We start from the raw sequence: 13,256 nt of genomic DNA on the forward strand, positions 1-13,256 counted from the left end.
GGAAATACCTTCTAATTCTGAGTAACCCCAAACTTGTAAGTACAATAAGATGTGTACGTTTCTCCCGGATTCAAACGGGTACTAGGAAACTCCGGGTGGTTTGGCGAGTCTGGAAAATGTTGTGTTTCTAAACAGAAAGAACCTCTGCGTACATAGGCCTTTCCACTTTTACCCGTATCCGAGCCGTCTAAGAAATTACCTCCGTAAAACTGCACCCCAGGTTCGGATGTATACACCTCTAAAGTACGCCCACTAGTAGGCTCCACAACCCTAGCGGCAAAAGTTAAACCCTCACGATTCTTGGGTACTTCATTAAGGACAAAATTATGGTCGTAACCGTTGCCTAATTTTAACTGCTCAAAGTCCTCTTCTATATCTTTACCTATTGCTTTTGGCTTTCTAAAATCAAAAGGAGTTCCTGCAACATCCTGTAATTCGCCTGTTGGGATCAAACCGCTATCTACCGGTGTAAATTTTTCTGCATTCAATAATACCTCGTGGTCATTAACCGTGCCTTCTCCCTCTCCTTTTAAATTAAAGAATGAGTGGTTTGTTAAATTCAAATATGTAGGCTTATCCGTTTTGGCTTCGTAGCTTATTTGTAACGCATTCTCATCCGTTAAAATATAGTTCACTTTAACGTCAAGATTTCCGGGATAACCTTCTTCCATATCCGGAGAAGTACGACTAAAGCTAATGGAATTATCGGTTTGCTCCTCTACCTTCCAAACTACACTTTCAAAAGCTACCAACCCTCCGTGAAGATGATTCTCATTATTGTTAATGGCCAAATCATACGTTGTACCATCTAAAGTAAATTTTCCCTTTGCTATGCGGTTCCCATATCTTCCAATAACAGCACCGTAGTAGTTCTTTTTTGCTCTATAATCCTCCAAGTTATCAAAACCTAAAACCACATCTTTAAACTCACCGTTCTTATCCGGAACATATAACGAAACCAGACGCTGCCCGTAATTTGTAAAAGTTACCTCCATACCGTTGGAGTTGGTAAGAACAAAGAATTTTACGGAATCTCCTTCTATTGTTGTGGTAAAATTGTCTGGATTAATATGCTTCTCATATTTGGTAATCGGTGTTTCTGGAACGGATGCGCTCATTTTTTCTTTTTTAGTTTGGTTACAAGAAAGGTTAATAGTACTGGCCAAGCCACAAGCAATTAACAATTTTACGATTTTCATAGGTATAAAGGTGTTGGATTTTTCAATAAAACCAAAAGCAAGTTAACTAAAAAACCAAAGAATCATCAAACATAATTATTGCTTGGTCAAGAGAACTGTTCTAATTGTTTTCGTTAATTTTGGAAACTTTGAAAGCTAACTCACACAATATGAAAAAACTCATTATTCTTGCTATAGGATTGGCTATGGCCTGCAACTCATCACAAACTACAGTTTCCGAGGGAGATAAGAACACTGTTACTGCACCTACCAATACTCCTGAAACCTTTGCGGAGACCATTACTGAAAGTGAATTAAAAGAACATTTGTACACCTACGCTTCCGATGAATTTGAAGGTAGGGAGACCGGAAAACCGGGGCAAAAGAAGGCTGTTGAATATTTAAAGGCCCAATATGAAAAATTAGGGGTTCCTGCTGCAAAGAAGGATGGGGACTATTTTCAAAATGTACCGCTTGAGGTTAGTAAATTACCAGAGGGAACCCTTTCCGTTGATGGTAAGACATATCCTCTGGGAGAAAACTTCCTTACTTTTTCCAAAGCACAAGGCACGTTTGATAACATTATTTATGTGGGATACGGTATTGAGGAAGGCAGCTATTCCGACTATAAAAATATTGATGTAAAAGGAAAAGTAGTTTTGGTTAAATCCGGAGAACCCATTGCTACCAATGGAAACTATGTATTATCCGGAACCTCTGAGAAATCTATATGGAGTAACATGTCCGAGTCTCTAGGCAAGCGCTTGGAACTAGCTACATCTAAAGGCGCCAAGGGCATTCTTTATTATGATGAAACCAACTTTACCCGTTTTAAAAGTAGGTTTGAATGGATGAAAAGAAACGATAGTGGCAGAATGGAATTGGCCAAAGATGACACCGATGGCTTTTTTAATTTTCTTATTAACGGCAAATTGGCCAAAGCTATTTTTTCCAATATTCAGTCTGATAACAAGCCGCAGAAAATAACCAAAAAACTTGTAGTTGATGTTAAAAGTGAAAACAACGGTATTGAGTCCGAAAACGTAGTGGCTGTAATTAAAGGTTCCGAAAAACCGGATGAATACGTAGTCCTTTCATCTCACCTTGATCATATTGGAGTTTCTCCGGAAGGAGAAATAAATAATGGTGCAGATGATGACGGTTCTGGTACGGTTGCCCTTTTAGAAATTGCACAGGCATTTAAAAAGGCTGTAGACGCAGGGCAAGGACCTAAACGTTCTATAGTCTTTCTACATGTAACCGGTGAGGAGAAAGGGTTGTTGGGCTCTCAATATTACGCAGATATTGACCCAATTTTTCCTTTGGAAAATACGGTTGCCAATCTTAATATAGATATGATAGGGCGAATTGACCCAAAACGTACAGGAGAACGTAACTACATTTACCTAATTGGTTCCGATAAGCTCAGTACGGAACTTCATGAGCTATCCGAGGAAGTCAACAGCAAGTACACCAATATTGAATTGGATTATACGTACAATGATGAAAACGACCCCAATCGTTTTTACTATAGAAGTGACCACTATAACTTTGCTAAAAACAACATTCCTATTATTTTCTATTTTAATGGAACGCACGATGATTACCATAGACCAGGAGATACACCGGATAAGATTAATTATGACCTTCTTGAAAACCGTACGCGTCTAGTCTTTTATACCGCTTGGGAAGTAGCCAACCGTAAAGATCGTGTTACGGTAGACAAGGCTTCAAAATAACCCTCTAAAATTTAGAAAAACCTGTCTTTTACGACAGGTTTTTTTATACCCCTATTTTAGATAATATATAAAACCAAAAAAGCCCTGTCAAAATTGACAAGGCTTTTTGTTTTGGGGTGGAAGACCGGTTTCGAACCGGCGACCTCTTGAACCACAATCAAGCGCTCTAACCAGCTGAGCTACAACCACCATTTGTAAGCGGTGGCAAAGATACTTTTTTTCATGTAATCTTTCAAAATAAAACTTCTGTTATTTTTTTGAAGCATCACAATATCGTATCAAAGCAACTGATAATGAATACTTAAACCTCAATAAAATCTTTAAAAACATCGACAAAATGCAAGGTAATCAGGTCAAAACACACAATTTTTAGCGTTTCACAACAAATATTAGAGATATCTACATCATGTAGATACATTAGATGAATAATTAATTTTAAAATGTTTTTCGTCAAATCCCATTCTTTGACCTCTTCAAGGCTATCCAAATTATGCATTTTGCTTTTTGGTATACTGGTGTTGTCTACATTAAAGGCAAACTCACAACAAGAGACGAAGGATAGCTTGCACACCCTCATTACGGATTTAAGAAAAACACCCAACTTTTCCAATAAGGATACAACTTACATAAATTTACTGAACGACCTGGCGTACGAACTACGGTACTACAATTCGGATAGTCTTTTACTACTTTCTAATCTTGCCTTGACCTACAGCAGGTCTTCGCACTATAAAAAAGGAGAAAACTATGCTTTGGTAGAAATAGGCAATTACTATTCAGATAAGGGCAACCATTCCAAAAGTATAAGTTACTTTGAAAATGCCTTGGCCATGAGTAAAAGCCGAAAGGATATAGATTTGACCTTAAGGGCCCAAAACAACCTAGCCTCCCAGTTTAGTTATATTGGAAACTATTCCAAATCATTAATTTATTATTTAGAGGGTATAGACATTGCGAATGAGAACGAAAACAAATTTATGCAGTCTGTACTTAATGAGAACGTAGCTAACCTCTATGCTTCTCAAAAAGACTATACCCAGGCTTTGGAGTTCTACAAAAAAGTAAAGAAGATAAACGAAGATATAGGAAATGAAATTTACTCCGCAGAAACCATGAGTAACATTGCCTCTATTTACGCGGATATGGGTGAATTGGAATACGCCATGTTCAACGCTAACGCAAGTATTGCCATTTTTGAAAAAAACAAAAAAATGGAATGGCTTGCCTATGCCTATGCTATAAAGGGCAAAACCTATTTAAAGGACAATAAATACAAATGGGCGTTATACTGGTATAGGCAGAGTGAAATGCTTCATGAAAAAATTCAGGATCCCCGTGGTAAAATAGAATTGCTCAACGGTATGTCTCAAGCGTACTTAGGCTTAGAAAAGGATGATATGTCCGAAAAGTATGCGTTAGAGGCCTATGACATTTCCAATTCTATTAAGGATATGGAAGGCTCCCAACAATGCGCAAAGACACTTTACAAAATAAATAAGAACAAAGAGAACTTTATAGAAGCTCTAAAATACCACGAAATATTCCAATCGTTGTCAGATACGCTGTCACGAAACGAAAACAAAAAAAGTTTGACTATGCTCAAAACCAAAATGGAGCATGAAAAGCAAAAGGCCGACCTTATTGAGGAAAACGAGAAGCAATTAGATATGCAAAGGGCTTACGTTAATGTAGCCTTAGGCATACTTTTGATTTTTATTATAGTTACGTTATTGGTGGGTAGAAGCGAAAAAATTCAAAAGAATTTGAACCTGGAGCTTCAGAAGAAAACAGAAGACCTTGAAAAAAGTAAACTAGAGCTTCATGAGATAAACGGAACCAAGGATAAGTTATTTTCGATTATAGGACATGACCTACGTGGCCCAATTGCCGCTTTCCAAGGATTACTAAAATTGTTTAAAAACGGAGAAATTGAACAAAATGAGTTTATGAGCTTTATGCCGAAACTTTCACATGATATAGACCACATATCATTTACGCTGAACAATCTCTTAACCTGGGGGCAAACCCAAATGAACGGGGCCGTAACAAGACCCGAGGTAGTTGCTTTGGAAACCGTAGTAAGGGATAATATTGACCTACTTTCCGAAATAGCAAAAAATAAATCCATTCGTCTAGTAAACCACTTGGAACCCAAAACGCTAACATGGTCCGATGGTAATCAAATAGACATTGTTATCCGTAACCTTATTAGTAACGCCCTAAAATTTACTCCCGAAAACGGCATGGTTACCATTAACGCAATTGAAAAGAAAAATCAATGGCAAGTTTCTATTCGCGATACCGGTATTGGTATGAACAAAGAAACCATAGGTAAAATTTTCTCCCACAACTCTACCCTAACCACCTACGGTACCAACAATGAGAAAGGTACAGGTCTGGGACTATCCCTATGTAAAGAAATGATAGAGAAAAACAACGGAACCATATGGGTAGAAAGTTTATTACGCAAAGGAAGTACCTTTCACTTTACCTTACCAAGGGCCAAAAACAAATATCAAAAAACGGCCTAAATTAGGTCATCTATATTCTTTATAGCCACAAAGCGCTCTGTGGTAAAACCTTCTGCATACTCTACCCCTACCAGCCTTCCTAAATCCCTAGCCCGGTAATTTACACTATCAATAAAGTTCTTACTGCTTATAGGAGTTTCCGGTTCTTTGCTTTTGGGGTCATGAAATTGCGAGGAATATGCTAAAATAGCATCCGTTTTCTTAGTAATGAATTCAGAGACATCCACAACAAAATCCGGTTCTATGTTCTTCCATTGAATATAATGGTATACTACCTTGGGTCTCCATTGCGTTTGATTTGCTCCATCAACATCCAATTGGGTTTCAATTTTTATCAAACCACTTAAAAAACAAGCATCACTTACCAACTTACTTCCTTTTCCATGGTCTATGTGACGATCATCAATTGCATTGCACAAAACAATATCTGGTTGGTATTTACGCACCATTTTAATGATTTCTAACTGATGTTCCCTATCGTTTACAAAGAAACCGTCTGCAAATCCTAAATTTTCTCGCGCTGATACTCCAAGAATTTTGGCTGCCGCAGCGGCCTCGTTATCTCTAATCTCGGCGGAACCCCGTGTACCAAGTTCCCCACGGGTCAAATCTACGATACCTACTTTTTTGCCGTTTGCTATGGCTTTGGCAATGGTAGCTCCGGCGCCAAGTTCTACATCATCTGGGTGAGCGCCAAAAGCTAATATATCTAATTTCATTATGTATTTTTGAAAGTTATGCTATATATAGATTAACTAGTCGTTACTTCTTTGGTCAACCTTACTTTTTTCAAAGCTTGTTCTATATCGGCAACGAGGTCTTCTGGTTCTTCTATCCCCACCGAAAAGCGAATTAATCCGTCTAAAATACCCTGCTTTGCCCTTTCTTCTGCACTTAAAAGTGCGTGCGATGTCTTGGTTGGCGAAAGTACTGTACTCTCTACCCCTGCCAAACTCATTGATGGTTTTATAAGCTGTAATTCTTTCTGAAATTGGGCGGCATCATAATCTTCATGCAATTCAAAAGACAACATTCCACCAAAACCGTTCATTTGTGCCTTTGCCAATTCATAATCAGGATGGCTCTTTAACCCTGGGTAATATACTTTGGTGACCGCGTTACTACCCTCTAGATATTCCGCCATACGTTGCGCATTCTCGTTTTGTGCCTTAACACGTAACCCCATTGTTTTTAAACTTCTTTCGAGCAGCCAGACGGTATAATCACTAAGGCTTCCACCAAAATTCTTGGCTAGACCAAAAATTTTATTGATGTTTTCTTCCGTTGAAGCTACTGCACCCGCCAAGATATCGGAGTGACCTCCCATATATTTGGTTGCACTATGTATAACGATATCAATACCAAAATCTATAGGATTCTGATTAACAGGACTAGCAAATGTATTATCAATCATGGAAACCAATCCGTGCTTTTTGGCCAGCTTCGCAATGGCATCCATATCGGTTATAGTCAATAGCGGATTTGAAGGTGTTTCAATATAAATCACCTTAGTATTGGACCTAATCTTTTGCTCAAAATCCTCTGGGCGCCAACCTTCGGTGAACGAATATTCTATCCCAAATTTTTCAAACTCCTCTACAATAAGGTTATATGTACCTCCGTACAAAACCTGTTGTAAAACAATATGGTCTCCCGCTCTTAAAAAAGCCATTAACGAAGTGGTAATAGCTGCCATTCCGCTTCCAAAAATAAGCCCCGCTTCAGTATGTTCCAGAGCAGCTATTTTTCTACACAAAGCCTCTTGGTTTGGTGTATTAAAGTATCTAGGGTACCGTTTAACATCTACATCCTCAAAAGCATACGAACTGCTCATATAAAGAGGCGAAACTGCACCTTTAAATTGCTCATCCTTTACTTCGCCTACATGGGTACAAATAGTATTTAACCCTATTTTTTTCTGCTCCATAATTTAAAAAGTTTAGAAAGCTAAAGTTACAAAAAGCCTATTAGACGCTCACCTTTTTCCAGTTTCCTTTTTTAAACCAGACCATAGAAATCACGGCCAAAAGCACCTCAGCTGCAGTAATAGCAATAAACACGCCCATAGCGCCTAAATTAAAAGTTATGGCAGCCAGGTAAGCGAACGGCAACTGAAACAACCAAAACGCAATAAGATTAATTTTTGTGGGTGTACCCGTATCCCCTGCTCCGTTAAAAGCCTGGGTTACAACCATTCCGTACGCATAGAATATATAGCCAATAGCAATAATTTGTAGACACAGCCCACCGTTTTGGATTACAACCTCATTAGTATTGAACCAACCTACAATATCATAGGCGAAGAATAGGTAAATTAAGGATACCGCCCCCATAAAATAGGCGTTGTACTTCCCCGTTTTCCAAACCGAAGTTTCAGCTCGTTCCGGTTGCTGGGCGCCCAAGTTCTGCCCTACCAAAGTTGCTGCGGCATTGCTCATACCCCAAGAAGGCATTAACGTAAAAAGCATAACACGAATGGCAATCGTATAGCCTGCCAGTACCTCACTACCAAACTCGGACATCATGCGCATTAAAAACACCCAACTAGAAGTACCTATTAGAAATTGGGCTATACCTCCTAAGGAAACCTTGACTAAATTGAGCATTACGCTAAAACGGATGACCATATCCTTGAAGCCAATCTTAATACGGCTCCACCCAAAGAACAAAACCGCTAGTTGAAATAAAACGGCCGTTCCGCGACCTATGTTCGTTGCTATAGCAGCACCTGTTACTCCGTACTCCGGAATGGGTCCCCATCCGAAAATAAAAATAGGATCCAGAATAATATTGAGTCCGTTGGAAAGTACCAAGGCCCACATAGCAACGGAAGCGTCTCCCGCTCCCCTAAAAATTGCGTTGATCAGGAACAAAAGCAAAATGGTAATGTTACCGCCAAGTAAAAGTTGGGTATACCTATACCCTTCGGCAATCAAATCAGGTTCCGCTCCCATTAGCGCTAAAATGTCCTTGGCATATAAAAATCCGAACACGCCAACAAGCAAGGAAACCAAAACACCCAAAGCTATTGCCTGTACGGCCGCTTCTTGGGCTCCTTTTATATCCTTTGCCCCTATACGGCGAGCTACAATGGCCGTTGCCGCCATACTGAGCCCTATAGCAACAGCGTAGACTAACGTTACCACAGATTCCGTAAGACCGATAGTAGCAACGGCATTTACACTTACCTGCGATACATAAGCGATATCTACAATAGCAAAAATGGACTCCATCATCATCTCTAAAATCATGGGGATGGAGAGCATAAAAATGGCTTTCCGGATGCTTCCTGAAGTGAATTCTGTTTCTTTACCAGTTACGGCAACTATAAAGTACTGAAACAGTCTTTTAAAAGTGATTCTATTTAAATGTGGCATTTGAAATGAAATTATGTTGATAAAAAGAAGAGTATGTCAAAACCGAACGAAGAAAGTTCGATTAACCTTAGGCATATAACCTGGTGACATCTATACGGAACATAATTTCTATAACTTCATGATGGTTCAAATATCCAATTAATTTTTTAAATAAAAAAGAAAAAAATAAAACCGCCTCAAACATAACAGGCTCATAATGAACTCCTATCACCTTTAAAGCGGTTAATAATTAAGTGTCTTAGAAAGAATTATTTTGTAAAATAATAAAATATCTCACCTCAACTTTTCACTCTATTTTAATTCCAACTCCTTGATTTCAACATCAGGAGTACCTCTAATCGCCTCATAATCGGCAATTAATTCTTGAAGTTTTTCCGGGTTTTCTTTAGCAAGGTTTTTCGTCTGACTAATATCTTCTTTCACATTATACAATTGGTATTCACTATCATTACCCAATTCTATATTAACCTGCTTATTTATAGCAGCTCCCTTATATGGTGGTATCATAGCCCAATCTCCTTTTCTAAGGGCCGTTCTAGAACCTGCTTCCAATACCAATTCAGTTCTTGCTTCTTTAGTTTCGCCCAAGAATGCACCTAAAAGGTTCTCACTATCCTCTCCTTTTTTATCGCTTCCCACCAATGCCGCAATAGAAGTAAGTAAATCTACTTGACAAACCAAAGCATCTGATTTGGCAGGAGCAATCTTGCCTTTCCAATATGTGATAAATGGAACACGTGTACCCGCCTCGAACAAACTGTATTTACCGCCACGTAAAGCACCTGCAGGTGTATGTTTACCCAATTTTTCTTCGGAATCATCATAGTATCCATCATTTACTACAGGGCCATTATCACTAGAGAAGACAATAAGTGTATTTTCCAAAAGACCTTGATTCTCCAAAGTTTTTATGAATTCACCTACAACCCAATCCGCTTCAAGAATAACATCGCCACGAGGGCCCATTCCGGATTTCCCAACAAAACGTGGGTGAGGTGTACGCGGTACGTGTGGCTGCTGTAAGGCATAATACAAGAAGAAAGGCTCGTCTTTATGAGCGGTTACATATTCCTGTGCTTTTACCAAAAAGTGATCCGCCATTTCTACATCCTTCCATTTAGCGGCCTCGCCACCTTTCATGTATCCAATACGCGGAATACCGTTTACAATACTATTATTGTGGCCATGGTGCCATTTCATAGTTGTCAACTCCGGATTATCCAATCCTGTAGGTTCTCCCTCAAAGTTCTTTTTGTAATCAACTTCTATAGGATCGTTAGGATCAAGACCATCAACATTTCCATTATCAATATATACGGTTGGGACCCTATCTTGTGTTGCCGCAAGAATATAAGAGTAATCAAAACCAACTTCGTTAGGCCCTGGAGATACTCTCTCGTTCCAATTTACATTTCCGTTGCCCAAGCCTAAGTGCCACTTTCCTACAATACCCGTAGCATAACCTTTTTCCTTAAGCATTTTAGGAACGGTAAGCTGATCCGTACTAATGATTAAAGGAGCTGTGCCCGGAAGTATCTTGGCATCCTTATTTCTCCAAGGGTATCTACCGGTAAGGATGGCGTAACGACTTGGCGTACACGTAGCCGAAGTAGCATACCCATTAGTAAATTGAACTCCGCCTTCCGCTAGAGCATCAATATTTGGTGTGTTTAATTCCGTTGCACCGTATGAGCTAAGGTCTCCGTACCCCAAATCATCCATATAGATAAAAACAATATTGGGTTGTTTTGGACTTTCATCTGGAACTGCCGTTTTTTCTTCCTTTGATTTACAGCCGGATAACACCAACAATAAGAGGGTTCCTTGTAAAAAATAATTCCTTAAACTTGTCATGAAACTGTTTTGTATTTATAAATTAATTTACTTTCAAATTTATTCCTTTTTGTTTAGACGAAAATAGACTTTTTAGGATCAATGGTTATTTCTATACCACTTATGGTTTTTTCCTTGGCCCCTTCTCCTATTACCAAAGTGTATTTGCCCTGTTCATATACGGAGGGCGTATAACTATTCCCTTTCATACGCATGGCGTGCACCAATTCTTTGGTGTCCTCTTTGATAATTTTTAGTAACTGGTTGGCCGATTCTATGTTCAACTTAGGAAGATACCCTATTGATCTTCGGCCATCATTATCTGTCTGTTGAATTGTTAATGGCCAGCCCGGGTAGGTGTTTTTTTCTGAATCGATATCTAAGTTAGCAAGAAAGCGGATTGCTTCCATTTTTATAGTACGCTTCTTAGTATCAAAAGTAACCAGCCCATAACCTGAAGCTTTTTTCTGTGCTTTTTGGTAACGATCATACTCCTCTTCAAAATCATCCGTAGGATTTCCTACTGCATAGATATAATTGTCGTTTCCAAATCCGTCACGATAACAGCCTGTATTAGGAAGACCATGTTCCGGTCTATCGGTAAAAGGTACATTAACCGAATCCGGCTGCCCCCATCTTGGGTACCCCGTAGATATAGCCGGTGTACAGAACGTCCACCCTGCATCTCTAGGTTCATCTATACTGTATTGTACCATAAAGGGTAAATGTTGGTCGCCATTAATATGAAAGGCATATGCTTTTCTAATAGTCCTTATTACTTCGTCTCTTTTGGTTTTTGGCCAACCACCGGAATCTAGATCTCCGAATAAAAATTCTTTTGTTGGCCCGTGGTGCGTACCCACATTTGAAAACAGGGTTTGACTAAGCAATACTTTCATATTCGCACCCTTCCAGTCCGCCACCCAATCATTTAAAAAGTCTAGTTGCCTTTGCCCCATAAAATCCAGGTCCTCCGATTCAAGTTCGCCGGGTTTGGCCGGTGCTGTTAAATGATCTATTCTTCCCTCTCCGGACCTAACCATTTCCGGCCCCGATTTAAAAAGCCGATCACTTACAATAGCGAAGCTTACATTACCATAGACCAAGTGCGTGTACCATGTACTAATGTTAGATTTCATAGGCGCTTTATCAAAAGCATCGGGCATATGACCGCATTGGGTTTTGTTAACCACATTTACAAAATTTGGAGTCTGAACTAAACCACCGTGAGCATCGCGGACTTTTTCCCACTCTTCAAAACCAATACCTTCACCACCTTCTCCCCATAGATTACCTTGGTATACATCATGATCATCTGGAGTACATATACTTGGTCTGTTCCTTAATACATCACCAAAAGCCCAACCGAACATATACCACTTACCCAAATAGTTGAGAATGGCCTTGTTCTCCGGTTGTCTCTTTATAGGATAACCACCGTTTCCTTCGTACAACTGATCTCCTGAAAAATATAGCATATCAGGGTTTGACCTATCCAAGTTCTCTACTAAAGGGCGGTATGGGAATCCCATAGCATGCTGGCAGGTTAGCCCCCCAAAAGTTAGAGGTCTATCCAAAGGCTCCTTACGAATAACGCCTTCATACACATGGCGTTCTTTATCCAATGTGTAACGCAAACGATACTTTATATCTTCTCTGGCATCCCAATCATCCACAGAAAAAATAGATGTAAAAGTTACCGGGTCTATTTGCCCTTTTGCTGCTTTTATCCATTTTCCGTTTCTCAAAAATTGAAGTTCTATTTTTTGGGAATCCTTTTCGCCAATTGGCGGAAGCTGTGCGGTTAGTTTTAATTTACCCCTAGAAAGGGTGTACATTGCCCATAAAATGGGGCCAAAACTATTTTCCGCCTTGTATTGCACTTTTGAGCCCGATAATTTTACATCGGCCCACCAAAAAGTGCTTTCCTTTTTTTTACTTCCTTTATTCTCTAAAGCCACTAACCCATTAAGGTTACCCTCTAGCGTATGTCTTAACGTTGCTGTCTTCCCATTTGCATCAGTAGCCAGAAGCGTAAGCTCAGTTTCTTTTTTCTTATTCTTTGCTTTTAACTGTAAAGAGAAGTTCTGAAAACCGAATCCCTCCGGTAGCTTTTCCTTCTGCTTATCAATATAAATTTCTCCTTCTAGATTTATCCCTACGGAAATACCTTTTCCAAAATAACAAGCAGCTTTAACACTTTTAGAATCCGTATAGTCTTTTATACCGACCGAAAAGCCAACGCCTCCTTTACTCCCCTTATTCTGCAACAAACCTAAATTACCCGAAAGCATGAAATCTCCCTGATTGCCGTTAAGAATATGAGTCAAAATGTGAAGCCTTGATTGCTTTTCCACACCGGAAAACTCCAATCTGTTGTTTTTTATTTCCCAATCTTCCATGGGCACTGCCCAGAAAGAACTCCCTATCCATACCCTTTGGTTCAGCTTTGTAAAATCAGTTTTAAAACTATCATTTGCTGTATCAAAAGCGGTATTTTCTACAAAATCCTTTGCCAAAATAGGGTTAAAAGGACTTGCCAACATGGGCACGGCAAGTCCTAGGTTCTGTATAAACTTTCTCCTTTTTATGGTCATC

At 39.3% G+C, this 13,256-nt stretch carries 8 protein-coding genes and 1 tRNA gene; 2 read left to right on the plus strand and 7 right to left on the minus strand.

The window, feature by feature from the left end:
* Nucleotides 1-11: 11 nt before the first annotated feature.
* Nucleotides 12-1,199 (minus strand): aldose epimerase family protein, encoded by a 1,188-nt coding sequence (locus H9565_RS14375; RefSeq protein ID WP_215440638.1) that lies wholly within the window; start codon nt 1,197-1,199, stop codon nt 12-14.
* A 149-nt stretch (nt 1,200-1,348) separates the two neighbouring features.
* Between H9565_RS14375 and H9565_RS14380 the strand changes: the two genes are divergently transcribed.
* The gene (locus H9565_RS14380; RefSeq protein WP_215440640.1) at nt 1,349-2,917 is read left to right on the plus strand and encodes a M28 family peptidase; all 1,569 of its coding nucleotides are present in this window, start codon (nt 1,349-1,351) and stop codon (nt 2,915-2,917) included.
* A 112-nt stretch (nt 2,918-3,029) separates the two neighbouring features.
* Here H9565_RS14380 and H9565_RS14385 read toward each other — a convergent pair.
* Nucleotides 3,030-3,106, minus strand: a tRNA-His gene (locus H9565_RS14385).
* Nucleotides 3,107-3,414: 308 nt separating this feature from the next.
* Here H9565_RS14385 and H9565_RS14390 point away from each other — a divergent pair.
* The gene (locus H9565_RS14390; RefSeq protein ID WP_246560633.1) at nt 3,415-5,448 is read left to right on the plus strand and encodes a tetratricopeptide repeat-containing sensor histidine kinase; all 2,034 of its coding nucleotides are present in this window, start codon (nt 3,415-3,417) and stop codon (nt 5,446-5,448) included.
* Here the strand turns inward: H9565_RS14390 and bshB1 are convergent.
* The 5 genes from bshB1 to H9565_RS14415 all read right to left on the minus strand — a co-directional run bounded on the left by bshB1 (nt 5,445) and on the right by H9565_RS14415 (nt 13,255).
* Nucleotides 5,445-6,167 carry a bacillithiol biosynthesis deacetylase BshB1 gene (bshB1, locus tag H9565_RS14395; RefSeq protein ID WP_215440644.1) on the minus strand — a complete coding sequence of 241 codons (723 nt, stop codon included), beginning with the start codon at nt 6,165-6,167 and terminating at the stop codon, nt 5,445-5,447. The genes H9565_RS14390 and bshB1 overlap by 4 nt on opposite strands.
* A gap of 32 nt (nt 6,168-6,199) precedes the next feature.
* Complete coding sequence (locus H9565_RS14400) at nt 6,200-7,375, minus strand: trans-sulfuration enzyme family protein (protein WP_215440646.1); 1,176 nt, start codon at nt 7,373-7,375, stop codon at nt 6,200-6,202.
* Between the two features lie 40 nt (nt 7,376-7,415).
* Nucleotides 7,416-8,825 carry an MATE family efflux transporter gene (locus tag H9565_RS14405; protein ID WP_215440648.1) on the minus strand — a complete coding sequence of 470 codons (1,410 nt, stop codon included), beginning with the start codon at nt 8,823-8,825 and terminating at the stop codon, nt 7,416-7,418.
* A 291-nt stretch (nt 8,826-9,116) separates the two neighbouring features.
* The gene (locus H9565_RS14410; RefSeq protein ID WP_215440650.1) at nt 9,117-10,679 is read right to left on the minus strand and encodes a sulfatase family protein; all 1,563 of its coding nucleotides are present in this window, start codon (nt 10,677-10,679) and stop codon (nt 9,117-9,119) included.
* Nucleotides 10,680-10,732: 53 nt separating this feature from the next.
* Nucleotides 10,733-13,255 carry an alkaline phosphatase D family protein gene (locus H9565_RS14415; RefSeq protein ID WP_215440652.1) on the minus strand — a complete coding sequence of 841 codons (2,523 nt, stop codon included), beginning with the start codon at nt 13,253-13,255 and terminating at the stop codon, nt 10,733-10,735.
* Nucleotide 13,256 lies beyond the last annotated feature (1 nt).

This window comes from Zobellia russellii (assembly GCF_018728565.1).
Lineage (GTDB): Bacteria > Bacteroidota > Bacteroidia > Flavobacteriales > Flavobacteriaceae > Zobellia > Zobellia russellii.